Source organism: Rhabdaerophilum calidifontis, from assembly GCF_008641065.1.
In the GTDB taxonomy this organism is placed as follows: domain Bacteria; phylum Pseudomonadota; class Alphaproteobacteria; order Rhizobiales; family Beijerinckiaceae; genus Rhabdaerophilum; species Rhabdaerophilum calidifontis.
Genome location: NZ_VTRS01000004.1, coordinates 13,886 through 38,863 on the forward strand (window position 1 = coordinate 13,886; position 24,978 = coordinate 38,863).

At 66.3% G+C, this 24,978-nt stretch carries 23 protein-coding genes and 1 tRNA gene; 3 read left to right on the plus strand and 21 right to left on the minus strand.

Annotated elements, in window-relative coordinates; translation table 11 throughout:
- Positions 1–22: 22 nt before the first annotated feature.
- The 11 genes from FWJ24_RS08235 to FWJ24_RS08285 all read right to left on the minus strand — a co-directional run bounded on the left by FWJ24_RS08235 (position 23) and on the right by FWJ24_RS08285 (position 11,659).
- The gene (locus tag FWJ24_RS08235; RefSeq protein ID WP_150287342.1) at positions 23–1,177 is read right to left on the minus strand and encodes an alpha-D-ribose 1-methylphosphonate 5-triphosphate diphosphatase; all 1,155 of its coding nucleotides are present in this window, start codon (positions 1,175–1,177) and stop codon (positions 23–25) included.
- Positions 1,178–1,242: 65 nt separating this feature from the next.
- A complete protein-coding gene (locus tag FWJ24_RS08240) occupies positions 1,243–2,352 on the minus strand; it encodes an ABC transporter ATP-binding protein (RefSeq protein ID WP_150287343.1) in 1,110 nt (369 codons plus the stop codon).
- Between the two features lie 18 nt (positions 2,353–2,370).
- Complete coding sequence (gene ugpE / locus FWJ24_RS08245) at positions 2,371–3,264, minus strand: sn-glycerol-3-phosphate ABC transporter permease UgpE (protein WP_150287344.1); 894 nt, start codon at positions 3,262–3,264, stop codon at positions 2,371–2,373.
- Between the two features lie 9 nt (positions 3,265–3,273).
- Positions 3,274–4,158 (minus strand): carbohydrate ABC transporter permease, encoded by an 885-nt coding sequence (locus FWJ24_RS08250; protein ID WP_150287345.1) that lies wholly within the window; start codon positions 4,156–4,158, stop codon positions 3,274–3,276.
- Positions 4,159–4,223: 65 nt separating this feature from the next.
- Complete coding sequence (locus FWJ24_RS08255; protein ID WP_150287346.1) at positions 4,224–5,564, minus strand: extracellular solute-binding protein; 1,341 nt, start codon at positions 5,562–5,564, stop codon at positions 4,224–4,226.
- Positions 5,565–5,717: 153 nt separating this feature from the next.
- On the minus strand, positions 5,718–6,413 hold the full coding sequence (urtE, locus tag FWJ24_RS08260; RefSeq protein ID WP_150287347.1) for an urea ABC transporter ATP-binding subunit UrtE: 696 nt from the start codon (positions 6,411–6,413) through the stop codon (positions 5,718–5,720).
- Between the two features lies 1 nt (position 6,414).
- Entirely contained in the window at positions 6,415–7,182 is a 768-nt protein-coding gene (gene urtD / locus FWJ24_RS08265) for an urea ABC transporter ATP-binding protein UrtD (protein WP_150287348.1), read from the minus strand.
- Positions 7,179–8,321 (minus strand): urea ABC transporter permease subunit UrtC, encoded by a 1,143-nt coding sequence (gene urtC / locus FWJ24_RS08270; protein ID WP_150287349.1) that lies wholly within the window; start codon positions 8,319–8,321, stop codon positions 7,179–7,181. The genes urtD and urtC overlap by 4 nt, the downstream gene beginning before the upstream one ends.
- Positions 8,318–9,868 carry an urea ABC transporter permease subunit UrtB gene (gene urtB, locus FWJ24_RS08275; RefSeq protein WP_246155614.1) on the minus strand — a complete coding sequence of 517 codons (1,551 nt, stop codon included), beginning with the start codon at positions 9,866–9,868 and terminating at the stop codon, positions 8,318–8,320. The genes urtC and urtB overlap by 4 nt, the downstream gene beginning before the upstream one ends.
- A gap of 168 nt (positions 9,869–10,036) precedes the next feature.
- Positions 10,037–11,272, minus strand: coding sequence for an urea ABC transporter substrate-binding protein (gene urtA, locus FWJ24_RS08280; protein WP_246155615.1), 1,236 nt, complete (start codon positions 11,270–11,272; stop codon positions 10,037–10,039).
- A 313-nt stretch (positions 11,273–11,585) separates the two neighbouring features.
- Positions 11,586–11,659, minus strand: a tRNA-Gly gene (locus FWJ24_RS08285).
- Between the two features lie 88 nt (positions 11,660–11,747).
- Here FWJ24_RS08285 and FWJ24_RS08290 point away from each other — a divergent pair.
- Positions 11,748–12,560 carry an ion transporter gene (locus tag FWJ24_RS08290; protein WP_150287352.1) on the plus strand — a complete coding sequence of 271 codons (813 nt, stop codon included), beginning with the start codon at positions 11,748–11,750 and terminating at the stop codon, positions 12,558–12,560.
- Here the strand turns inward: FWJ24_RS08290 and FWJ24_RS08295 are convergent.
- The gene (locus tag FWJ24_RS08295; protein WP_425468913.1) at positions 12,550–13,641 is read right to left on the minus strand and encodes a 2'-deoxycytidine 5'-triphosphate deaminase; all 1,092 of its coding nucleotides are present in this window, start codon (positions 13,639–13,641) and stop codon (positions 12,550–12,552) included. The genes FWJ24_RS08290 and FWJ24_RS08295 overlap by 11 nt on opposite strands.
- Before the next feature lie 168 nt (positions 13,642–13,809).
- Between FWJ24_RS08295 and apaG the strand changes: the two genes are divergently transcribed.
- Positions 13,810–14,202 carry a Co2+/Mg2+ efflux protein ApaG gene (gene apaG / locus FWJ24_RS08300; RefSeq protein ID WP_150287354.1) on the plus strand — a complete coding sequence of 131 codons (393 nt, stop codon included), beginning with the start codon at positions 13,810–13,812 and terminating at the stop codon, positions 14,200–14,202.
- Positions 14,203–14,218: 16 nt separating this feature from the next.
- On the opposite strand, the gene FWJ24_RS08305 is transcribed toward apaG, so the two are convergent.
- From FWJ24_RS08305 to FWJ24_RS08315, 3 genes are read right to left on the minus strand one after another with little or no spacing between them, the layout of a single operon-like run.
- Positions 14,219–15,166, minus strand: a complete 948-nt coding sequence (locus FWJ24_RS08305) for an Hsp33 family molecular chaperone (protein WP_150287355.1) — start codon at positions 15,164–15,166, stop codon at positions 14,219–14,221.
- Position 15,167: 1 nt separating this feature from the next.
- Positions 15,168–16,115, minus strand: a complete 948-nt coding sequence (gene argF / locus FWJ24_RS08310) for an ornithine carbamoyltransferase (protein ID WP_150287356.1) — start codon at positions 16,113–16,115, stop codon at positions 15,168–15,170.
- A 29-nt stretch (positions 16,116–16,144) separates the two neighbouring features.
- Entirely contained in the window at positions 16,145–17,323 is a 1,179-nt protein-coding gene (locus tag FWJ24_RS08315) for an aspartate aminotransferase family protein (RefSeq protein WP_342788603.1), read from the minus strand.
- Positions 17,324–17,854: 531 nt separating this feature from the next.
- Here FWJ24_RS08315 and FWJ24_RS08320 point away from each other — a divergent pair.
- Positions 17,855–18,337: a GcrA family cell cycle regulator gene (locus tag FWJ24_RS08320; RefSeq protein WP_150287357.1), complete on the plus strand. Its 483-nt coding sequence runs from the start codon at positions 17,855–17,857 to the stop codon at positions 18,335–18,337.
- A gap of 53 nt (positions 18,338–18,390) precedes the next feature.
- Here the strand turns inward: FWJ24_RS08320 and phoB are convergent, their stop codons facing one another.
- From phoB to FWJ24_RS08350, 6 genes are all read right to left on the minus strand, one after another.
- Positions 18,391–19,092: a phosphate regulon transcriptional regulator PhoB gene (phoB, locus tag FWJ24_RS08325; protein WP_150287358.1), complete on the minus strand. Its 702-nt coding sequence runs from the start codon at positions 19,090–19,092 to the stop codon at positions 18,391–18,393.
- Between the two features lie 7 nt (positions 19,093–19,099).
- Positions 19,100–19,813 (minus strand): phosphate signaling complex protein PhoU, encoded by a 714-nt coding sequence (gene phoU, locus FWJ24_RS08330; RefSeq protein ID WP_150287359.1) that lies wholly within the window; start codon positions 19,811–19,813, stop codon positions 19,100–19,102.
- Positions 19,814–19,841: 28 nt separating this feature from the next.
- Positions 19,842–20,654, minus strand: a complete 813-nt coding sequence (gene pstB, locus FWJ24_RS08335) for a phosphate ABC transporter ATP-binding protein PstB (RefSeq protein ID WP_246155616.1) — start codon at positions 20,652–20,654, stop codon at positions 19,842–19,844.
- 36 nt (positions 20,655–20,690) lie between these two features.
- Positions 20,691–22,433 (minus strand): phosphate ABC transporter permease PstA, encoded by a 1,743-nt coding sequence (gene pstA, locus FWJ24_RS14960; protein ID WP_150287361.1) that lies wholly within the window; start codon positions 22,431–22,433, stop codon positions 20,691–20,693.
- Positions 22,426–23,823: a phosphate ABC transporter permease subunit PstC gene (gene pstC, locus FWJ24_RS08345; protein ID WP_150287362.1), complete on the minus strand. Its 1,398-nt coding sequence runs from the start codon at positions 23,821–23,823 to the stop codon at positions 22,426–22,428. The genes pstA and pstC overlap by 8 nt, the downstream gene beginning before the upstream one ends.
- Positions 23,824–23,955: 132 nt before the next feature.
- Positions 23,956–24,948, minus strand: coding sequence for a PstS family phosphate ABC transporter substrate-binding protein (locus tag FWJ24_RS08350; RefSeq protein ID WP_246155617.1), 993 nt, complete (start codon positions 24,946–24,948; stop codon positions 23,956–23,958).
- Between the last annotated feature and the right edge of the window lie 30 nt (positions 24,949–24,978).

Below are 24,978 nucleotides of genomic sequence, written 5' to 3' on the forward strand. Positions count from 1 at the left end.
GTCCGGCCGGAGCGCGTCGCTCTCAGCCGGCGCCGAGCCGCGCGCCTTCCGCGAGATGGACGAGCCGGCCATCGGCCAGCGTCGCGACGATCCGCAGCCGGTTCTCCTCGCGCGCCGCAAGCACGAGATCGGCGCGCAGCCCGTCCGCGATCCGGCCGCGATCCGCCAGGCCGAGGCTCCGCGCCGGGTTGGTCGAGACCAGCGCCCAGGCGGCGGCGAAGCCGGCGGCGCCCGCGCGCTCCAGCCGCAGGGGGGCCTGCGCAAGCGCGGGGTAATAATAATCGGAGGCGAGAACGGTGCAGAGCCCGCCGGCCACCATCTCCCCGGCCGAGGGACAGCCGGTATGGCTGCCGCCCCGGATGACGTTCGGCGCGCCGAAGATCACGTCTTCGCCGGCGGCGACCGCCTCGCGCGCGGTTTCCTCGGTCTTCGGGAATTCGGCCACCCGGCAGCCGCGCGCGCGATACCAGCGCCGCTCGCCGGGATCCCTGTCGTCATGCGAGAGCAGCGTGACGCCGGCCGCCACCGCCGCGGCGGCGAGGCGCTCGGTGAGGCCCGGCACCTCGTCGCGCCGCGCCCAGAACCGGTTGACCAGCGTCACGAAATCGGTCTCGCCGATCCCAGAGCGCTCGACCATCTTGGTAAGCTTGCTCTTCCGCTCCGTCGCACTGCGGACGATATCCTCCATGTGATCGTTGAAGGCGAGGACGCGGATGCGCCGGGCGGCGATCCAGTCGAGGATCTCGGCCTCGCCCTCGAAATTGAAGGTCTCGTGGCGCAGGTGAAAATGCGTGTCCGCCGCCAGCGCCGGGCGCATCGCCTCCAGCGTCGCGAGCAGGGCACGGGCGGTATCGGCACCGCGCAGACCCGGCTCCCAGGACCAGGTGACGGCGTGGCAGGCGGTGGTGATCCCGTTCGCGACGAGCTGCCTGTCGGTTTCGGCGAGCGCGAGATCGAGCGGGAAGCCGACCCCGGGCCGCGGCATGATCTGGCGCTCGAAGGCATCGCCGTGGATGTCGACGATTCCCGGCAGCACCATCAGGCCCCCGGCGTCGAGCCCCTGCGCGGCGCCGGCCGTGCCCGGCGCGACGCGGATGCCGTCCGGCCCGGCGAGCAGATCGATCGCGGCAAGACCCTGCTCGAACAGGACCAGGCCGTTGCGGATGAGATAGGTCACGGGACGGCTCCGGCGGAACGGCTGGCGCGCCTCGCGGCACGCGACGGGCAGGAATCAGGCGGCGATCAGGCGGCGCGCACCGCGTCGAGGCGCTGCGGTTCGAGGCCGAGCCGGCGACCATTCCCGATATCGAAGAGATGGATCGCCGATGGCGGCAGCGCGATGGCGAGCGTCTCGCCGCCCTCGGTGCCGCGGCCATTCGGCTGGACCACGGCGAATTCCGCCTCGCCGAGGCGGCCGTGGACCAGCCGGCTCGCGCCCATCTCCTCCACGAACTGCACCGCCAGCGCATGGGCGCCCTCGGTGCCGGGGCGGACGAGTTCAACGTCCTCGGGGCGGATCCCGAGTTCGACCTGCTGCCCCGGAACCGCCGCGAACAGGGCCGGATCGAAGGCGATGTCGACGCCGCCGGCGATCCGCGCGAGGCCGGGGCGGAGGATTTCCGCCGGCATGAGGTTCATCGCCGGAGAGCCGAGGAAGGAAGCGACGAAGCGCGTCGCCGGCGTGGCATAGAGCGTGCGCGGCGCGCCGACCTGCTCGACCCGCCCGCCATGCATGACGACGATCCGGTCCGCGAGCGTCATCGCCTCGATCTGGTCATGCGTCACGAAGATCGATGTCGCGCCGAGGCGCTGGTGCAGGCGCCGGATCTCGAGCCGCATCTGCACGCGCAGCTTGGCGTCGAGATTGGAGAGCGGCTCGTCGAACAGAAACACCTTCGGCTCGCGGATCATGGCCCGCCCCATCGCCACACGCTGGCGCTGGCCGCCCGAGAGCTGGCTCGGCTTGCGGTCGAGATAATCCTCGAGCCCGACGATCTTGGCGATCTCGCCGATCCGCGCCAGACGCTCGGCCTTGGGCCGGCCCGCCACTTTGAGCGCGTAGCCGATATTCTCCGCCACCGTCATGTGCGGATAGAGCGCGTAATTCTGGAACACCATCGCGCAACCGCGCTCGCGCGGTTCGAGCCGGTTGACGATGGTACCGCCGATGGCGATCTCGCCACCATCGATCGTCTCAAGCCCGGCAATCATGCGTAGCAGCGTCGATTTTCCACAGCCCGACGGCCCCAGGATCACCAGGAACTCGCCATTGGCGATCGAAAGATCGACCCCGTGCAGCACGCGGGTCGGTCCGTAGGTCTTGGTGATGCCGCGGATCTCGATATCGGCCATGGCGGCCTCCCTTCCGGTTCACTTGTCCGAGGCGATGAGGCCGCGGACGAAATAATGCTGCATGAAGATGACGACCAGCAGCGGCGGCACCATCACCATCAGCGTGGCGGCCATCGCCTCGTTCCAGATCGGCGGCTGGCCGAACAGCGGGCCGGGCACGATCTTCTGGAGCTGCATCGTCGCCGTGGCCATGGATTGCTCGGTGGTGATCAGCAGCGGCCAGAGATACTGGTTCCAGGCATAGACGAACATGATCGTCGCAAGCGCCGCCATGTTGTTGCGCGAGAGCGGCAGCAGATGCTCGATGAAGAAACGCACCGGCCCGGCCCCGTCCATCTTCGCCGCCTCGACGAGGCTGTCGGGGATCGTCAGGAAGAACTGCCGGTAGAGGAAGGTGCCGGTCGCGGTGGCGATCAGCGGCAGGATGAGCCCGGTATAGGAATTGAGCAGGTTGACCGGCGGCAAGGCGAGCTCGATCCCGAACAGCCAGACGAGCCAGCGCAGGGGCTCGGCGACATCGGCCGCCACCGCATAGGTCGGGACGATGCGGACCTCGAGCGGCAGCATCAGCGTGATGAAGATCATCCAGAAGAACACCATCCGGAGCCGGTAGCGGAAGAACACGATCGAGAAAGCCGAAATGGCGGCGAGAATAACCTTCCCGACCGTCACGCCGACTGCAACGATCAGCGAATTCAGCATCTTGGCCCCGAAATCCGACTTGCTCCAGACCTTGGCGTAGTTCTCGACGAGGTGATTGCCGGGAATCAGCGACATCGGCACCTGGTTGACGCTCGGCAGGTCATGCGTCGAGGCGATGAAGACGACATAGATCGGGAAGGCCGTCACGATCAGCCCGACGATCATCAGCGCATGCGTCAGCGCGTCCAGCAGGGGAGAACGTTCGATCATGAGCCGGCCTCAGGCGTAATGGACGCGCCGCTCGACATAGCGGAACTGGATGAAGGTGAGCGCGACGACAAGCAGCATCAGCACGATGGATTGCGCAGCGGCCATCGAATAATCGAGACCCTTGAAGCCGTCGGAATAGATCTTGAACACCATCAGATCGGTGGCGCGCGCCGGGCCGCCGCCGGTGGTAATGTCGACGATGCCGAAACTGTCGACGAAACTCTCGGTGATGTTGATCACCAGGAGGAAGAACAGGGTCGGCTGGAGAAGCGGGATCTGCACGTCGCGCGCGCGGCGCAGCACGCCCGAACCGTCCATCGCCGCGGCCTCGATCAAGGTGCGCGGGATCGCCTGCAGGGCCGCGAGGAAGAAGATGAAGTTGTAGGCCGCCATCTTCCAGGAATTGGCGATGACGATCAGGATCATCGCATCCCAGCCCTTGAGCGCCGGGTTCCAGAGATTGGGCGCGAACTGGTTGACGGCCGAGACAAAACCCGCATCCGGCGCGAAGATGAAGCGGAACGCCAGCCCCACGGCCGGCGCGGCGATCGCATAGGGCCAGAAATAGATGAAGCGGTAGACCCGGTGCCCGGCAAGCTGCCGGTCGACCATCAGCGCCATCAGCAGCGCGGTGGCGATCGAGAGCGATGTCGAGAGGATCGCGAAGATTATCGAAACGCGAACCGAGTTCCAGTAGACGCTGTCCGAGAATATCTGCTCGAAATTCTGCCAGCCGACCCATTGGTTGGCGCCGCCGAACGGCGGCTGGGTCGAGAAAGCCCAATAGAGCGCCTGCACGGTCGGCCAGTAGAAGAAGACCAGCACCAGCAGGAGCTGCGGCGCGATCAGCGCGCCGGCGAGCCAGAGATTGTCGAAGGCGGCGCGCCGCTGCATGGGGGCTTCCTCAAACGCGGGGCGGGGCGCCGCGAGGGCGCCCCGCCGGGTTCATGCCTGGATGATCAGGGGAGCTGCTTGCCCTTGAAGGTCTGCTCGAAGCGGCGGAGGATCTGGTTCGAGCGGGCGACCGCCTCGTCGAGCGCCGCCTGCATATCCTTCTTGCCGGTGAAGGCGGCTTCGAGCTCGGCGCGGATCTCGGCGCGGATCTGCGTGAAATTGCCGAGGCGGATGCCGCGGGACACCGCGGTCGGGGGCGTGAAGGTCAGCGATTCGATCGCCAGTTCGCGGCCGGCGCGCTTCGGATCGGCGTAGAAGCCGCCATCGACCATCGCCTTGAAGCCGGTCTTGGTGACGGGGATGTAGCCGGTCACGTCCGCGAACCACTGCTCTTCCTTCGGCTGGAGCAGGAACTGGATATAGGCCGCCGCCGCCTCGTATTCGCCCTTCGACTTGCCCTGGAGCACCCAGAGCGAGGCGCCGCCGACCAGGCTGTTGTGGCGCTTGAAGTCCTTGTAGACGGGCAACTTGGCCACGCCCCATTTGAGGTCGGCCTTGGCGGTCGAGCCGACGACGCCGTGATTGGCGACCGAGCTCAGCATCGAGGCGCAGGTGCCGTCGGTGAAGGCCTGGAGGATGGTCTTGCCGGTCTGCGCGGTCTGGATCCGGGCGACGCCCTCGTCGAGGAGCTTCTTCCAATCCTTCATGTAGTCGGCAAACTTGGTCTTGTTGAAGACCATCTCGGCATCGAGGCCATCATAGCCGTTGTTCTTGGTGGCGATCGGGATATTGTGGATCGCCGAGAACTGCTCGAGCGGCATCCAGGTATCGTAATCAAAGGCGAAACCGCATTCGACGCCGGCCTTCTTCATCGCGCGGAGGTCGTCGAACCATTCCTCGACGGTTTCCGGCGCCTTAGACTTGCCGATCTTCGCCCAGGCGTCCTTGTTCCAGTAGAGCAGCGCGGAAGACGAATTGTAGGGGAAGGACCACATCTCGCCCTTGGACGTCGCGTAATAATTGGCGATCCCCGGGAAATAGGCCGACCAATCGATCTTCATGTTGAAGTCCTTGGCCAGCTGAGGCGCGTTGTAGGTCGCGCCGGAGAGCATGAAGTTCACCGTGCCCGCATCATAGATCTGCACCAGCGTCGGATGCTGCTTGGAGCGGAACGCCGCGATCGTGTTCTGCTCGGCCTTGTCGTAGCCGCCCTGGCCGACGCACTTGGCCTCGTACTTGGTCTGGCTCTCGTTGAAGCGCTTGCAATGCTCTTCCATGATCTCGCCGAGCCGGCCGGTGAGCCCGTACCAGAACTCGAATTTCTGGCGCTCCTGCGCCTGCGCGGCATGGCCGCCGAGGAACGTCGAAGCCGCGAGAAAAGCCGCGGCGAAAGGCCGGATCTGCATCGGAATCCCCTGCTGGTTACCGCACGCAGCCGCATGGGCGGCGCCGCGCGAGCCTCCCTGAAAGGCTCTTCGTCCTAGCGAGGCTCGATGACGGATCGGCGAAGCCGCCATTGCATTTTGATGACAGCGTCTCGGCGCCGCGAGAGATCGGACTCAGACGCTCACACGACGGCGGATCTCGCCCTCGTCGAAGCTCGCGCGGTCGCCGGCAAGGGTGATCTCGCCGCGATCCATCACATGCCAGCGATCGGCGAGTTCCTTGGCGAAATCGAGATATTGTTCGACGAGCACGATCGCCATGTCGCCCCTCTGGCGGAGATAGCCGATCGTGCGGCCGATATCCTTGATGATGGAAGGCTGGATCCCCTCGGTCGGCTCGTCGAGCACCAGGACCTTCGGGCGCGTCACCAGCGCACGGGCGAGGGCGAGCTGCTGCTGCTGGCCGCCGGAAAGATCGCCGCCACGCCGGCCAAGCATGGATTTGAGGACCGGAAACAGGTCGAACAATTCCTCGGGCACGAAGCGCTCGGTGCGCCGGAGTGGCGCGAAGCCGGTTTCGAGGTTTTCCCGCACCGTGAGAAGCGGGAAGATCTCGCGCCCCTGCGGCACGAAGGCAATGCCGCACCGGGTGCGGTCCTCCGGGCGCATGCCGGCGAGATCGACGCCTTCCAGCATGATCCGGCCGCCGGAGACCGGATGCTGGCCGACGATTGCACGCATCAACGAGGTCTTGCCGACGCCGTTGCGCCCCAGCACGCAGGTCACCTCGCCCGGCAGCGCCGTCAGCGAAACACGCCGGAGCGCCTGCGCCGCACCATAATGAAGATCGACCGCCTCGACGCTCAGCATGTCACCGCCCCAGATAGACTTCGATCACGCGTGGATTGCTGGCGACAGCGTCGATACTCCCTTCGGCGAGCACCGCGCCCTCGTGCAGGCACATCACCCTGCAGCCAAGCGCGCGGACGAAACCCATATCGTGCTCGACCACGATCACCGAATGGTCGCGGTTGATGTCCTTGAGCAATTCGGCGGTGGCCTCGGTTTCCGCATCGGTCATGCCGGCGACAGGCTCGTCGACGAGGAGCAGACTCGGATCCTGCGCGAGCAGCATCGCGATCTCGAGCCATTGCTTCTGGCCGTGGCTCAGCTCGCCCGCGAGCCGGCGGCGATGCTCCTGCAGGCGCACACGCTCCAGCACCGCATCGATCCGCGCCGCCGGGATGCGGTTGCGCGCGCCGAACAGCGCCGAGAGCGGGTCGCGCGGGCCCTTCAGCGCCAGCAGCACGTTGTCTGCCACGCTGTGGCTCTCGAACACGGTCGGCTTCTGGAACTTGCGGCCGATGCCCAGCTCGGCGATCGCGGCTTCGTCGTGACGCGTCAGATCGATCGTTCCCTGCCGAAAGAGGACATCCCCGTCATCCGGACGCGTCTTGCCGGTGATGACATCCATCATCGTCGTCTTGCCGGCACCGTTCGGGCCGATCACGGCGCGCATCTCGCCCGGCTCCAGCGTGAAGGACAGCGAATTGAGCGCACGGAACCCGTCGAAGGATACCGAGACGCCGTCGAGGTAGAGGATCGCGCCGGTCACGGCATGGCTGGAGGGCGGGTTCATGGCGTCTGCCCCGCCTCGGCCCGGGTGGGCCCGCGACCGGCGCCCCCGAAGCGGGCGAAAATATCGCCGGCAAGGCCGACAAGGCCACGCGGCAGGGCGATCGTCACCAGAATAAACAGCCCGCCGAGCGCGAAAAGCCAGTAGGGCGCGAGAAAGCCGGTGGTGAAAACGGTCTTCAGCGCATTGACGACCACTGCGCCCAGAGCCGCCCCGACCAGCGTGCCACGCCCGCCGACCGCGACCCAGACGATCGCCTCGATCGAATTCGTCGGCTGGAACTCGCTCGGGTTGATGATGCCGATCTGCGGCACATAGAGCGCGCCGGCAAGCCCGGCGATCATCGCCGAAAGCGTGAACACCACGAGCTTGAAATACTCCACCCGGTAGCCGATGAAGCGCGTGCGGCTCTCGGCATCGCGGATCGCCACGAGCACCTTGCCATAGGTCGAGGTGACGATCATCCGCGCGAGGAGAAAGGTTCCGATCAGCGCGAGCCCGGTGATCACGAACAGCGCGACGCGCGTGCCCTGCGCCTGCACGGGAAAGCCGAGGATATCCTTGAAATCGGTGAGGCCGTTGTTGCCGCCGAACCCCATGTCGTTGCGGAAGAAGGCCAGAAGCAGCGCATAGGTCAGTGCCTGCGAGATGATCGAGAGATAGACGCCCGTGACGCGCGAGCGGAAGGCCAGCCAACCGAACACGAAGGCGAGCAGCCCCGGCACCAGCAGCACCATCAGCAGCGCATAGGGAAACATGTCGAAGCCGTGCCAGAACCAGGGCAGTTCCTTCCAGTTCAGGAAGACCATGAAATCCGGCAGGACCGGATGACCATAGACGCCGCGGGTGCCGATCTGGCGCATCAGATACATGCCCATCGCATAGCCTCCGAGCGCGAAAAACGCACCGTGGCCGAGGCTGAGGATTCCGCAATAACCCCAGACGAGATCCAGGCCGATCGCCAGCATCGCGTAGCAGAGATACTTGCCGAGCAGCACCACCATCCCGGTCGGAACGTGGAAGGGCGAGCCCGGCGGCACCAGCAGGTTGCAGACCGGCACAAGCAGGACCAGCGCCGCAACCAGCGCCAGGAAGACCAGCCCCCGCCCTTCGAGAAAGCGCACGAAACGCAGCGTGATCATTGTTCCACCGCCCGGCCCTTGAGCGCGAAGAGCCCGCGCGGCCGCTTCTGGATGAAAAGGATCAAAAGGACGAGAATCAGGATCTTGCCCAGCACCGCGCCGGCGAAAGGTTCCATCACCTTGTTGGCGATGCCGAGTGTGAAGGCCGCGACCAAGGTGCCCCACAGATTGCCGACGCCGCCGAACACCACGACCATGAAGCTGTCGATGATGTAGCTCTGGCCGAGATTGGGGCTGACATTGTCGATCTGGCTCAGCGCCACCCCGGCGATACCGGCGATGCCGGAGCCAAGCCCGAAGGTCATCGCGTCGACGAAGCGGGTGCGGATGCCCATCGCCGCGGCCATGCGCCGGTTCTGCGTCACCGCCCGCATCTGGAGCCCCAGCGGCGTCGCCTTGAGAACGATCAGCAGCCCGAGGAACACCACAAGCGTGAACACAACGATCCAGAGCCGGCCATAGGTGATCTGGAGCCCGAGGAACTCGAAGGCGCCGGACATGTAGGATGGCGCGGAAACCTCGCGGTTGGTCGGCCCGAACCAGGTGCGGATCGCCTGCTGGAGCACGAGGCTCACCCCGAAGGTCGCGAGCAGGGTTTCGAGCGGCCGGCCGTAGAGGAAGCGGATGATGCCCCGCTCGATCGCCACGCCGACTAGGCCCGCCACGAGGAAGGCGAGCGGGATCGCGATCGGCAGCGACCAATCGAGATGCTGCGGCGCGTTCTGCCGCAAGGCTTCCTGCACGAGAAAGGTGACATAGGCGCCGATCATCACCATCTCGCCATGTGCCATGTTGATCACGCCCATGACGCCGAAGGTGATGGCGAGGCCGATCGCCGCGAGCAGCAGCACCGAGCCCAGCGAAACGCCGAACCAGACGGTCTGCGCCGCAGCGCGGAATTGCTGGCGCTGCTCGATGGCGCCGATGCCTTGCGTGATCGCGGCCCGGAGCGGCCCTGCGGTCGGGCCCAGCATCTGCCGCAGCAGGCCGAGCGCCTCGGTGTCGCCAGTCTCGGCGAGGCGGCGCACGGCGTCGATGCGTACGCTTTCCGGCACGCCGGTATCCGCAAGCATGATGGCGGCGTGCGCCTCCTCCAGAACGCGGCGGATCTCGCCGCGCGGCTCGCGGGCGATCGCGGTCTCGATCGCCGCGCGCGCCGCCGGATCGCGCGAGCGGAAGACGCTCTCCGCCGCCCGCAGCCGCACCGCCGGATCGGGCGAGAGCAGGGTCATGGTGCCGAGTGCGGCCTGCACGACATTGCGCAGCCGGTTGTTGAGGCGGATCACAACGGCATCGCCGGGCATGGCCGCCGGGAGACCGGTGCGGGCGTCGAAGGCGGTGCCGGCGGCGTCGCGCCAGAACACCCCGCGCGAAGCCGGATGCGCGAAAAGCCGCCGCTCGCCGAGCGCCTGAAGGATCGCTACAGCCTGCGGCGCGCCGGATTGCGCAACGCCGCCGATCGCGGCTTCGGTCTCGGCGAAGCTGTCGGCAAGGAAGCGGTCGAGCGCGGCATCGACCCCCTCGGCGCGGGCGGGCGACAGGAACATTGCGCAGAGCAAAACGGCAAGAGCCGCGAGAAGCCGGCAAAAGCGCATCTCTTCGGGTCCGGTTCGAGAAAAGCGAGGCGGCCTCCCGCGCGGCCAGCATGCGGGAAACCGGGGAAGACCGGCCGTGGGGACGCACCCCGCGGCCAGGCCGGCATCAATCCGACTTAATCAGCCGCACTTCTTCAGCTTGGTGTTGTAATTGCCGCATTTCAGGCCGACCCAATCGGATTCGAGATCCTTCGAGCCTTCGAGATGGTCGGTCCAGGCGTCGCCCGGCACGAGATCCTTGGTCTGCCACACGACATCGAACTGGCCATCGGCGCGCACCTCGCCGATCAGGACCGGCTTGGTGATGTGGTGGTTCGCCAGCATCTTCGAGACCCCGCCGGTCAGATTCGGCGCCTCGATGCCCGGCAGCGCGTCGATCACCTTGTCGACATCGACCGTGCCGGCCTTCTCCACGGCCTTCACCCACATGTTGAAGCCGATGTAATGGGCCTCCATCGGATCATTGGTGACAGCCTTGTCGGATTTCTTGAACGCCTTCCAAGCCTTGATGAAGGCATCGTTCGCGGGGTTCTTGACCGATTGGAAATAGTTCCAGGCCGCGAGATGGCCGACGAGCGGCTTGGTATCGATGCCCGCCAGTTCCTCCTCGCCGACGGAGAAGGCCACGACCGGAATGTCGGTCGCCTTGACACCCTGATTGCCGAGCTCCTTGTAGAACGGCACGTTGGCATCGCCGTTAATGGTCGAGACAACGGCAGTCTTCTTGCCGGCAGAGCCGAACTTCTTGATATCGGAAACGATCGTCTGCCAATCGGAATGGCCGAAGGGCGTGTAATTGATCATGATATCCTCCTTGGCCACGCCCTTGGCAAGCAGATAGGCCTCGAGGATCTTGTTGGTGGTGCGGGGATAGACGTAGTCGGTGCCGGCCAGAACCCAGCGCTTCGCCTCACCGCCATCCTTCGACATCAGATAATCCACGGCGGGGATCGCCTGCTGGTTCGGCGCAGCGCCGGTGTAGAACACGTTGCGCTCGCTCTCCTCGCCCTCATATTGCACCGGGTAGAAAAGGATGTTGTTCAATTCCTTGAACACCGGCAGCACCGATTTGCGGCTGACCGAGGTCCAGCAGCCGAACACGGCCGAGACCTTCTGCTGCGTGATGAGTTCGCGCGCCTTTTCCGCGAAGAGCGGCCAGTTGGAGGCGGGATCGACGACCACCGGTTCGAGCTTGCGGCCCAGAACGCCGCCCTTAGCGTTCTGCTGCTCGATGAGCATCAGCATCACGTCCTTGAGCGTGGTCTCGGAGATGGCCATGGTGCCGGAGAGCGAATGCAGGATGCCGATCTTGATCGGGGCGGCCTGCGCGAAACCCGACCGGATCCCGAGGGACATGGCAGCGGCACCGCCGAGAGCGGTTCCCAGCAACGAACGACGAGTAAGCGACATGTGACTTGCCCCTCCTGTGAGCGTGTTTGACCCGCCAGAGGACAGCAAGCGTTGTGCCAGAGAGAGACAGCAGAAATCCCACCCGAACGCCCGACAAACAGGCATGGGGCGCGAATAATTACCTCATGCGATCAAAAAATAGGCTGTTTTCCACTCTTCTGTGCCCAATTATCCAGCAGGAAGCCGATGAGGCCGGCCAAAGCGAAAAGAGTGCCGGATGAGGAGAGGGGCAGACGAACGGCGTGCGCGAAGCCGGGAATGGAGCGGGTAGCGGGAATCGAACCCGCGCGTTCAGCTTGGGAAGCTGACAGGCTACCATTACATCATACCCGCGCGATGCCGGACATAGCGCGCCTTGGCCCGCCCTTGCAAGTCCCCCGCCGGCCTCACTAGATTGCGCGCGTCGAAACCGGAGGCCGGAATGGAAGTCCTGAAGCGCGTCGTCGAAAGCGAGAAGACCGAGCGGGTCATTCTCGGGCTGATCATCCTGAATGCGATCACGCTCGGGATGGAGACGAGCGCATCGCTGATGGCCGAGCATGGCGCGACGCTGCATCTGATCGACCGCATCCTGCTCGCGGTCTTCGTCGTCGAACTTGTCGCGCGCATGGCGGTGCGGCGGCTCGCCTTCTTCCGCGACCCCTGGAGCCTGTTCGACACTGCGGTGGTCGCCATCGCGCTGCTGCCGGCCACCGGCTCGCTCTCGGTGCTGCGCGCGCTGCGCGTGCTGCGCGTGCTGCGGCTCATCACCGCCCTGCCCTCGCTGAAGCGGGTCGTCGCCGGGCTGATCGGCGCGATCCCCGGCATGGGCTCGATCATGCTGCTGATGTCGCTGATCTATTACGTTTTCGCGGTGATGGGCACCAAGCTGTTCGGCGCGGATGCGCCGGAGCAGTTCGGCTCGCTGGGCCAGACCGCCTACACCCTGTTCCAGGTCATGACCTTCGACGATTGGTCCAACGGCGTGGTCAAGCCGCTGATGGAGAAGCACCCTTACGCCATCGGGTATTTCGTGATCTTCATCCTGCTCTCGGCCTTCATGATGCTGAACCTGTTCATCGGCGTCGTGGTCTCGGCGCTCGACGACGAGAAGGCGGGCGATTCACGACACCTGCTGCACGACCCGGCCGAGACCAGGGCAATCCTTGCGGAATTGCGCGCGATCCGCGTCCGGCTCGACGCTCGGGAGCCCGCCGGCCAGGACAACGCCGCGCGGGAACGCGTCAATCCCTGAAATGCTTCGAGAGCTTCAGGCCCTGCGCCTGGTAGTTCGAGGCGAGATCGGCGCCGTAGAGCCGGCGCGGCGGTGCCGCCATCCGCTCGTAGATCAGCCGGCCGACGACCTGCCCGTCGCCGATGATGAAGGGCACGTCGCGCGAGCGGACCTCCAGCACCGCGCGCGCGCCGGAGCCGCCCGCGGCCGCGTGGCCGAAACCGGGATCGAAGAACCCGGCATAATGGACGCGGAACTCGCCCATCATGGCGTCGAAGGGCACCATCTCGGCCGCGTGGTCCGGCGGCACATGCACGGCCTCCTTCGAGGCCAGGATATAGAATTCGCCGGGATCGAGCACGAGGTCGCGGCTCGCCGCGAGATGGATCGGCTCCCAGAATTCCGCGACCGGATAGGCGCCGACGCGATCGACATCGACAAGCCCGGTATGGCGCTTGCCGCGATAACCGACAAGCCCCGAAGCACCGAAGCCGGCAAGGTCCACCGACAGCGCCACCCCGTCCTGGATCAGCGCGTCGTCGCGGTCGACAAGCCGCGACCGGGCATGCAGCGCGGCCAGCGCCGCATCGTCGATGCGCGAGACGCCGCGGCGGAACCGGACCTGCGACAGGCGGCTGCCGGTGCGGACGAGCACGGGGAAGGTGCGCGGCGAGATCTCGGCGAAAACCGGTCCGGCATAACCCGCAGGAATCGTGTCGAAGGCGGCAGTACCGTCGGCGATCACGCGCGTGAACACGTCGAGCCGGCCAGTCGAACTCTTGGGATTGGCGCTGGCAGAGACATCCGGCGGCAGCGCCAGCGATTCCAGCACTTCCGCCACATAGACGCAGCCGGTCTCGAGCACGGCGCCGCCGGTGAGGTCGATCTCGTGCAGCGACAGCGCCTCGATCCGCCGCGCCACCACCCCGCTCTGGCCCGGCAGGAAACTCGCGCGCATGCGCCAGCAGCGCCGGCCGAGGCGAAGGTCGAGGCTCGCGGGCTGCACCTGGCCCGGAACAAGCGGCAGCGGCGCGGCGATCGCGCCGGTACCGGCCAGCGCCTCGATCATCGCATCGGAAAAGATCCCCGCGCCCGCGCTCACGGCGCCACTCCCTCGCTCATCTCCGTTCGCTAGCCGAGGCGGGCGCCGAGGGCAACGCCGCGGCGGCGTGTTTTCCCCGGTTTCGCAATCGGGCGCGCCGGCGCATTTGACGCCGGCCGGATCCGCCGCCATCCTGTGCCCGGGGCAGGAAACGGGAGACAGAAGCGCATGTATCGCGCCGTCACCGAAGGGATCGAGGTCGTCGTCATGCCGGAATACGCGGCAGAGCGTTCGCGGCCCGATCAGGACGAGTATTTCTGGATCTACACGATCGAGATCCGCAATCTCTCCGAACTCACCGTGCAGCTCCGCGCACGCCATTGGGAGATCACCGACGGGCTCGGGCAGGTGAGCCATGTGCGCGGGCTCGGGGTCGTCGGCGAGCAGCCGGTGATCCGGCCCGGCGAACGCTATCGCTACGCCTCCGGCTGCCCGCTCAGGACCGGAACCGGCATCATGGTCGGCACCTACGAGATGGTGGCAGCGGACGGACGCCGCTTCGAGGTCTCGATCCCGGCCTTCTCGCTCGACGCACCGTTCGAGCCGCGCAGCGTCAATTGAGGCCGGCGCCGCGGCTTCAGAGGCCGATCCGGTATTGACGGCCGCAGAATTCGCATGTGACGCCGATCATCCCGTCGGTCTCGCGCATGGCGGCGAGATCGGCCTCCGGAAAGCTCGCGAGCGTCTCGCGGATGCGGGCCTCGGAGCAGCGGCATTCGTCGCGCAGCGCGACGGGGTCGAAGACCCGCACGCCGCGCTCGTTGAAGAGCCGGATCAGCAGCCGGTCGAGCCCCAGGGCGGGATCGACAAGCTCGATATCCTCGGTGGTCTCCACGAGCGCGCGGGCCTCCACCCAGGCATCGTCCTCGGCGACGACATGGCGGATCATGCCTTCCGGCGCGTCGCCGGGGTCGAAATCCGCCTGACGCATCCGCTCGGGCGCGGCGGGCAGGAACTGCGCCATGACGCCGCCGACGCGCCAGCGCCGGGCGCCGCCGGCAAGCTGCTGCTCGGCGACGGCGACGCGCAGGGCGGTGGGGATCTGCTCGGATTGCCGGAAATATTGCAGCGCCGCCGCCTCGATTCCCTGCCCCTCCAGCGCGACGATGCCCTGATAGCGCGTCCGCAGCGCGCCCTGTTCGATGGTGAAGCCGAGATGGCCGCTGCCGAGCAGGGCCGGCGCCGCAGCCCCCGCCCCCAGGGCCGCGACACCCGCGGCATCGAAGCGCGCATAGGCCCGCAGCGCGGACGGGGTCGCGAAATCGACGACCAGCATCGCCACCGGCCCGTCGGAGCGCGTCTGAAGCTGGAAGCGGCCGTCGAATTTCAGCGACGACCCCATCAGCGCGGTGACGGCGATCGCCTCGGCGAGCAGCCGCTCGACTGCCGGCGGATAGCAATGGCGGGCAAGGATTTTGTCGAGCACGCGCCCGAGGCGAATGGCCCGGCCGCGGGTATCGAGCGGCGCGACGTGAAACGGCAGGACGATGTCGTCCGCGCCGAGCGGGAGCGGTTCGCCCGCCATTTCAGGCGATGGTCTGGCCATAGGCCCAGGCAAGGATCGCCTTCTGCGCATGCAGACGGTTCTCGGCCTCGTCGAACACCACCGATTGCGGCCCGTCGAGCACCTCGTCCGTCACTTCCTCGCCGCGCTTGGCAGGCAGGCAATGCATGAAGATCGCCTGCGGCCCCGCCGCCGCCATCAGCGCAGCATTGACCTGATAGGGCTTCAGCAGGTTGTGGCGGCGGGCACCGTCCTTGTCGCCCATGGAAACCCAGGCATCGGCGATGACGCAATCCGTGCCGGCGACTGCGGCCTGCGGGTCGCGCATCAGCTGGAGATCGGCCTTGTTTGCGCGCGCCCATTCGACGAGTTCCGGGCGCGGCTGGAGTTCCTCCGGCGTCGCGACGCGGATGGTGAAGCCGAGCCTCGCCGAGGCCTCGATCCAGGACCGCAGAACATTGTTGGAATCGCCGACCCAGGACACGGTGCGGCCGGAGATTGCGCCCTTGCGTTCCTCGAAGGTCAGCAGGTCGGCCATCACCTGGCAGGGATGCGAGGTCTTGGTCAGGCCGTTGAGCACCGGCACGGTGGCGTGCCGGGCAAGCTCGATCAATTGCCGGTGATCGAGGATGCGGATCATGATGCCGTCGACATAGCGCGAGAGCACCCGCGCCGTGTCCGCGATCGATTCCCGTTCGCCGAGTTCGATCTCCTTGCCGGTGACCATCACGGATTCGCCGCCGAGTTCACGGATCGCCATGTCGAAGGACAGGCGCGTGCGCAGCGAAGGCTGCTCGAAGATCATCGCGATCGACCTGCCGGCGAGGATCCGGTCGCTCGCGAGCGGCGCGCGGCGGCGCGCCTTGATGCGGCGCGCCCCGTCGAGGATGTGGCGGATCTCGCCCGGCGCGAGATCGCCGAGATCGAGGAAATGCCGGCGCTCGCCGGGGAGGGAGATGGGCTTCGTCATCTGTCGGGCCGATCGTTCTTCCTGGGGGCTCATGCCGTCTTGCGCGCAGCGGGCGCCAGCGCCGTGCAGGCCGCGTCGAGCCGCGCATAGGCTTCGCGGATCTCGGCATCGCCGATATTGAGCGGCGGCAGCAGACGGACGACATTATCGCCGGCCGCAACCGTGAGGATGCCGGCCTCGCGGCCGGCGGCGACGAGATCGGTGTTCGCAACCCGCGTCCGGATGCCGACGAGCAGGCCCTCGCCGCGGATCTCCTCGATGACGTCGGGGTGGCGGTCCTTCAGCTCGGCAAGGCGCTGGCGCAGATCGCGCGCCGTCGCCCGGACCTGTTCGAGAAAGGCCGGCTCGGCGACGATATCGAGCACCGCGTTGCCGACCGCCATCGCCAGCGGGTTGCCGCCATAGGTCGAGCCATGGGTGCCGATCGTCATGCCCTTCGCCGCCGCCTCGGAGGCGAGGCAGGCCCCCATCGGGAAGCCGCCGCCGATCCCCTTGGCCACGGCCATGATATCCGGCACGATCCCCGCCCATTCATACGCGAAGAGCTTGCCCGTGCGGCCGACGCCGCATTGCACCTCGTCGAGGACCAGCAGCAGGCCGTGCGCATCGCAGAGTTCGCGCAGCGCGCGCAGGAAGCCGGGCGGCGCGGCGCGCATCCCGCCCTCGCCCTGCACCGGCTCGATCAGGATCGCGCCGGTCTCCGGGCCGATCGCGGCCTTGACCGCGTCGAGATCGCCGAAGGGAACCTGGTCGAAACCCGGCATGGCGGGCCCGAACCCCTCAAGATATTTCTTCTGCCCACCGGCGGCGATCGTCGCCAGCGTGCGGCCATGGAAGGCGCCCTCGAAGGTGATGATCCGGAACCGCTCCGGCTGGCCATTGGCGGAATGGTATTTCCGCGCGGTCTTGATCGCGCATTCCAGCGCCTCGGCGCCGGAATTCGTGAAGAACACCCGGTCCGCGAAGGTCAGCTCGCAAAGCCGGCGCGCAAGCCGCTCGCCACCGGAAATCGTGTAGAGATTCGAGACATGCCAGAGCTTCTGCGCCTGATCGGTCAGCGCCTTGACGAGATGCGGATGCGCATGCCCGAGCACGTTGACGGCGATGCCACCCGCGAAATCGAGGAACCGGCGCCCGTCCTCGGTGTAGAGCCAGGCGCCCTCGCCGCGCTCGAAGGCGAAATCGGTGCGGGCATAGGTCGGCATCATCGCGCTTTCCGCCGCCGGACGACGCATGCGCACGGGAGAAGAAGCGGTTTCGCCTTCCGTCATCGTGCCCATCATCATCCTCCATGGTCGGAAAACAGCCGGAAACCGGCGATCCGGGGCCGGCCGGGCCGCGCGGAGCGGCGGGCGGAGCGCCCCTCCCGATGCCTTCGCCGGCAAAAAAGAACGCCGCCCGAACCGGGCGGCAATTTCGTTTTTCTTCCCGCATGGCGATCAAAAAGTCAATATTCCGCACCCTTGCCACAGTTCGCGCCGATGAATCCTCCGTGCGGACTTGTCCGATTAAACGCTGTTGAAAAGACCCGGTGTGGCAAACGGGACTCTCAACCTCGGCGAGGGGATCGGATAGGTTTTTGGACAGAGGCAAGGCGTCGCTGCCGCGCGCGGCTGGCGCAGAGGACCTTCCGGGTTTCGTATCTCTCCGACCGGGCATCCGGATTCACCCGCGGCGTTTTCGCGGGATCGGCGAGGGATTCTGAATCCGGCCGGGCGGAAGAGGTCAGGGAGATGGTCATGTCGTGGGACGACAATCGCATCGAGCTTCTGAAAAAGCTCTGGAGCGAGGGGTTGAGCGCCAGCCAGATCGCCGGCGAGCTTGGCGGCGTGACCCGCAACGCGGTGATCGGCAAGGTTCACCGGCTCGGCCTTTCCGGACGCGCCAAGGCCAAGCCGGCGGCCATCGCCCGCCCACGCAAGCTCGTCAAGGCGCCCCAGCGCACCACCACGATCGCGGTGCGCGGCAACCTGGCCGTCGTCGTCGATGCCGAAATCGAGCCGGAGACCCAGCCGCAGATGCGGACGAATGTCGTGATCCCGATCGCGCGGCGCATCTCGATCATGGAATTGCGCGAGGGGCTCTGCCGCTGGCCGATCGGCGACCCGCTCCAGGGCGATTTCGCCTATTGCGGCGCGGATTGCGGCCCCGGCAAGACCTATTGCGAGGGTCATGCCCGCATCGCCTACCAGCCGCAGAATGATCGCCGCCGGCAGGGCTGAATGCCGCGACAGGGGCGCCCGCGCGGCGTGTCACGCCCTATATCGCCCAGCGATCAATTGGCGCGGCCGAAGGTTTCGTCGAACGCATAGCCGGCTCCGCGCACGGTTCGGATCGGATCGTCCTGTCCGCGCCGGTTGAGAACCTTGCGCAGCCGCCCGACATGCACGTCGACAGTGCGCTCGTCCACATAGACATCCTGCCCCCAGACGGCATCGAGCAGGTGTTCGCGCGCGAAGACGCGGCCGGGGCTTTGCATCAGGAATTCCAGCAGCCGGAACTCGGTGGGCCCGAGATGCAACTCGCGCTCGCCGCGCCGGACGCGCTTCGTCACGCGGTCGAGTTCGATATCGCCCTGCGCCAGCCGGTCCGCGACATGGGCCGGCTTCGTCCGCCGCAACAGTGCGTGAACCCGCGCCACCAGCTCGGGCACAGAGAACGGCTTGACGACGTAATCGTCGGCGCCGACGGTCAGGCCGCGGATGCGCTCCGCTTCCTCGCCCCGTGCCGTGAGCATGATGACCGGCAGGCGCGCGGTTTCCTCGCGCGCGCGCAGCCGCCGGCACAATTCGATGCCGGAAAGCGCCGGCAACATCCAATCGAGCACCACGAGATCCGGCACGGCCTCGCGCAGGCGCAGATCGGCTTCGTCGCCACGCGCGACATGTTCGACATCATAGCCTTCCGCGCTGAGATTATAGCGGAGGAGGATCGCCAGCGCGTCCTCGTCCTCCACAATCAGGATCTTCGGCGCCACGGCGCGCTCACTCCATGGACGGCGTGAACGCCAGGGCGCTCGCGTCCCCCTTCGGCCGCGGCCCCGAGAGCTGCTGCCCGGTCTCGATGAAATAGACCGTCTCGGCAATATTGGTCGCGTGGTCGCCTGCGCGCTCGATATTCTTGGCAATGAAGAGCAGATGCGTCGAGAACGTGATCGAGCGCGGATCCTCCATCATGTAGGTGAGGAGTTCGCGGAACAGCGAATTGTTGAGCTGGTCGATATCGCCGTCATGCAGCCAGACATGACGCGCGAGGTCAGGCTTGTTCTGCGCAAAGGCGTCGAGCACCGTCTTGATCTGCTGGAGCACCAGATGCGCCATGTGCTGGATGCCCGCGAGCGAGCGGTTGCCGGTGAAGCGGTCCTCGGCGCTGCTGGTGCGCTTGCCGATATTCTTCACGAGATCGCCGATCCGCTCGATATCGGTGGCGATGCGGATCGAGCCCATGATGCGGCGGAGATCGATCGCCATCGGCTGGCGGCGCGCAATCAGCGAGACCGCCATTTCCTCGATGTCCTGCTGGAGGAGGTCGATCTGGACGTCGCGATCGACAACCAGACGCGCCTTCGGCACGTCGTTGCGGACCAGCGCGTCGATGGCGTCGACGAGCATCGCCTCGGCGATGCCGCCCATCTGATTGATCTTTGACGAGAGCAGCGCCAGCTCCTCGTCATAGGCGCGAACGGTGTGCTGGGTCATTGTTCCTGCTCCTGGCCGGCGGCGATGGTCAGCCGAAGCGGCCGGTGATGTAATCCTGGGTCCGCTTGTCCTGAGGGTTGGTGAAGATCTGCGCGGTCTCCCCCTCCTCCACCAGCACGCCGAGATGGAAGAAGGCCGTGCGCTGCGAAACGCGCGCCGCCTGCTGCATCGAATGGGTGACGATGATGATGCAGAAATTCTGGCGCAGCTCGTCGATCAGTTCCTCGACCTTGGCGGTGGCGATCGGATCAAGCGCCGAGCACGGCTCGTCCATCAGGATCACGTCGGGGCTGACGGCGATGGCGCGGGCGATGCAGAGGCGCTGTTGCTGGCCACCCGAGAGCCCGGTTCCGGTATCGTTCAGCCGATCCTTGACCTCGTTGAACAGGCCGGCCTTGATGAGGCTCGTCTGCACGATTTCGTCGAGCTCGGTCTTCGAGGCCGCGAGGCCGTGGATGCGCGGGCCGTAGGCGACATTCTCGTAGATCGATTTCGGGAACGGATTCGGCTTTTGGAACACCATGCCGACGCGGGCGTGCAGCTGCACCACATCGAGCCGGGGATCGTAGATATCCTGGCCCTCGAGTTCGATCCGGCCATTGACGCGGCAGATCGGAATCGTGTCGTTCATACGGTTGATCGAACGCAGGAAGGTCGACTTGCCGCAGCCCGACGGCCCGATGAACGCCGTCACGGAATTGTCCGGGATGTCGATCGAGACATTCTTGATCGCGTGTTTCTCGCCGTAATAGACGTTGACGTCTCGGGCGACGACCTTCGTCGACGGCGCGGCGACGGCGGGTGCCAACGGTTGCGCGAGGCTCGCATTTTGCGTGGCCATATCCATACTCAGCCCCTTCTCGACCGATTGCATCACTCACCAGCGCCTTTCGAAGCGCTTGCGCAGCCAGATGGCGGCGCCGTTCATCAGAAACAGGAACATCAGCAGCACGATGATAGCGGCCGCCGTCTTGGCCTGGAAGGCCTGCTCCGGCAGGTCCGACCAGAGATAGATCTGCACCGGCAGCACCGTCGCGGCCTGGGTAAAGCTCTGCGGCACGTCGACGATGAAGGCGATCATCCCGATCATCAGCAGCGGCGCGGTCTCGCCGAGCGCATGCGCCATGCCGATGATGGTGCCGGTCATGATTCCGGGCATCGCAAGCGGCAGGACATGATGGAACACCGCCTGCTGGTGCGAGGCGCCGACGCCGAGCGCGGCCTCCTTGATCGAGGGCGGCACGGCCTTGAGCGCGGCGCGGGCGGCGATGATGATCGTCGGCAGCACGAGCAGCGCGAGAACCAGGCCGCCGACCAGCGGCGCCGAACGAGGCAGGCCGAAGAAGTTGAGGAAGACCGCAAGGCCGAGCAGGCCGAACACGATCGACGGCACCGCCGCGAGATTGTTGATGTTGATCTCGATGATGTCGGTGAACCAGTTCTTGCGTGCGAATTCCTCGAGATAGATCGCGGCGAGAACCCCGATCGGCAGGCACAGCGCCAACGTTACGAGCAGCGTCAGCGCGGTGCCCATCAGCGCGCCGCGCACGCCGGCCAGTTCCGGCTCGCGGCTGTCGCCGGCGGTGAAGAAACGGGTGTTGAAGGCGCTCTCGACCTTGCCGTCCGCCTTGAGGCGCTCAAGGAACGCGACCTCCTGATCGCTCACCTTGCGGTTTGAGGCCGGCACCGCATAGGTGACGATCTTCCACGATCCGGGCGCGGCATCGGCCGTCGAGGCGAGCGGCAAGAGCACCTCGCCCTCGATCCGGATATCCTCGAGCTTCGTCACCTTGACCAGGCCGCCATTGATGGCAACGAGCAGGCTCGGCAGCTTGTCGTTGAGATCCTCGGCCACTTTGGGCGCCGAGACGCGGGCGGCGAGTTCCTTGCGCTCCTCATCAAGTTCGCGCAGTCGCTGCAGAACCGAGTCGGATCCGCCGGCGCGCGAGAGGCGGGCATGCTCCGTCTCGACGGCGCGCAGGCGCGCGGTCAGAACCTGCTTCAGCCGCACGATGTCATCCGCGAAATCATTCGCCGAGGACAGGATCGTCACGGTGCCTGTGGTGCCGTTCGGCGTGGCGATGCCGCGCGCGGCGCGCTCCGAAATGTCGGCGCTCGGCTGCTTGAAGTAGAGATCCGCATCGTCAGACAGGAGCAGTCGGGTCTTGACGGGCTTTCCGACCAACGACGGATCGGCCGCAAGGCGCGCGCGCAATTCGTCGGCCGCGCCGGTGCTGAGCAGCCGGACCAGCGTCCGCTCGCCCGAGCGGCTCTCGATGCCGGGTATCGCCGCCTTGAGCGCGTCGCGGGTGATCGGGAAGTAGTCGGCGGCACGGATCGATTGCGCGTCGACCTTGCCGTCGACCGTCACCGCCTCGCGCGGAACCGTCACCTCCAGCACGACATGATGCTGCCAGAAAGCCGGCACGCCGTTGCGGAAGATGTCCGCGAGCAGAAAGACAAGGAAGAGCGTGGTGAGCCCGAGCGCGATCAGACCGTAGCTCCGGAAGCGCGCCTCGGACCGGTAGCGGGCCCGGATGCGGCTCTGGTCCATGAGCGCGGAGAGTCGCCGCGGGGGCGTGGCGATCGAGGTCGCGGGGGGCGCTGCGAGATCAGTCATATTGCTCTCTGTACTTCTGGACCACGCGAAGCGCGATGTAGTTGAGCATCAGGGTGACGAAGAACAGCACGAAGCCGAGCGCGAAGGCCGCGAGCGTCTTGGCACTGTCGAATTCCTGGTCGCCGACCAGGATCGTCTTGATCTGGACGGTGATGGTCGTCACCGCATCGAGCGGGTTGAAGGTCAGATTCGCGGCAAGCCCCGCCGCCATGACGACGATCATCGTCTCGCCGATGGCGCGGCTGATCGCCAGCATGAAGGCCGAGACGATGCCGGGCAGAGCCGCCGGCAGCACGACCTTCTTGATCGTTTCCGATTTCGTGGCGCCGAGCGCGTAGGCGCCGTCGCGCAGGGATTGCGGCACGGCGTTGATCACGTCGTCCGACAGCGAGGAGACGAAGGGGATGATCATCATGCCCATCACCAGGCCGGCGGCGAGGGCGCTCTCCGACGCAACGTTCAGCCCGAGCGCTTCGCCCCAGCCGCGGATCAGCGGCGCGACCGTCAAGGCCGCGAAGAAGCCGAGCACGACGGTAGGCACACCGGCCAGGATCTCGAGAATCGGCTTCGCCCAGGCGCGGAAGCGGGGGGTCGCGTATTCCGAGAGGTAGATTGCCGAGAACAGGCCCAGCGGGCCGGCGACCGCGATGGCGATCAGCGTGATGAGCAGGGTGCCCGTGAGCAGCGGCACGAAGCCGAAGGCCGTGGCGATGTCGCCCTGGTCGGCGCGCAGCGCCGCCTGCGGGTTCCATTCGAGGCCGAACAGGAACTGCGTGATGGTCGGCTTGCCCTTGAGCGCGGGATCGAAGAAGAACCGCCCCGTCTCGTAGAGAACCGAGAAGACGATGCCGATCGTGGTCAGGATCGCGATCGTTGCGGAGGCCGCGAGAACGACCTGGGTGAAGCGCTCGAAATTGTTGCGCGCACGGAAATCCGGGCGGATGCGCCCGGTGGCATGGGCGATGCCGCCGATGGCCGTGGCGATGCCGAGCACCAGCATGGTCCAGCCGCCGATGGCGCGCATGGAGGTATAGGCGTCGGCCGCACGCTGAAGCGCGTCATTGCCGGCAGCGGATCCGTGTCCGGATATGACGTTCTCGATCTCGCGCAGGGCGGCGCCGCGCTTGAGCGCATCCGCCGCGACATCCGCCGGGAAATGGGCCAGCCCGGCATCGACCGCGAGCTTGCCGGTCAGGATCGAGCCGACAACGAAGATCAGCAGCAGCGGGATCAGCACGCACATCGCGGCATAGAGGCCATGATAGGCCGGCAGCGAGTGAAAACTTACCCCCCCGCCGCTCGCCGCAACGGCAGAAACGGCACGGGAACGGGCGTAGAAGAAAGCCGCAAGCACGAGGAATGCCGTCAGCGCGACGTAATAGGCCCCCATCGGTCATTCCTTGTCGCTATGATGCCCCAGCGGAGCCGTTGAGCACGCGGATGTCGCCGCAGCCGCGGGCCGCATGGATATCCGCCCGCCCAGAGGAAAGCCGGCCCGGACAAGCCGGACCGGCATGCGGGATCACTTCAGATCCGAAGCCTGCATCGGCGTCTGCGCCTTGACATTGGCGGCAACCTTCTCGGCCTCCACCTTCGGCAGCGCGACGAGACCCTTGCGGGCAAGATAGCCGTCCTTCGACATCGCCTTGTCCGAGACATACTCGGCCATGAACTTGTCGATGCCGGGGATCACGCCGATATGCGCCTTCTTGGCATAGACATACATGCGGCGCGACCCCTTGTACTTGCCGGCCGCGATGTTGTCGTATTCCGGCTCCACGCCGTCGAGCGCCACGCCCTTGAGCTTGGAGAGGTTCTCTTCAAGGAAGGAGAAGCCGAAAACGCCGAAGGCGTTCTTGTTGGCCTCGAGCTTCTGCACGATCACGTTGTCGTTCTCGCCGGCCTCGACATAGGCGCCATCCTTGCGGATCGACTTCCAGGCCTTCTCGAACGCCTTCGGATCCGCCTTCTTCAGCTCCTTCATGGCCGGGATCTGCTCGGCGCCGACCTCGAGGAAGAGCTCATGCAGCGAATCGCGCGTGCCGGAGGTCGGCGGCGGGCCGAGAACCTCGATCTTGATGTTCGGCAGCGACTTGTCGATGTCCGACCAGTTCTTGTAGGGATTGGGGATAAGCTTGCCGTCAGGGCCCGGCACCTGCTCGGCGAGCGCGAGGAAGACCTGGGCGAGGGTGAGCTTGATCGCCGGGCCGGCCTTCGACTGGGCGATCGTCAGGCCGTCGATGCCGATATTGATCTCGATGATGTCCTTGACGCCGTTCTTCTGGCAATCCTCGAACTCGCCGATCTTCATGCGGCGCGAGGCATTGGTCAGGTCCGGATGCGTCGGGCCGACGCCGGCGCAGAAGAGCTTCATGCCGCCGCCGGTGCCGGTGGACTCGACAACCGGGGTTTTGCCGCCGCCCGACTTGCCGAACTGCTCCGCCACGGCCGTGGTGAACGGATAGACCGTCGAGGATCCGACGATGCGGATCTGATCGCGGCCCGCCTGCGCCATGGCAACGCCAGTCAAAGCCAGAACGGCAAC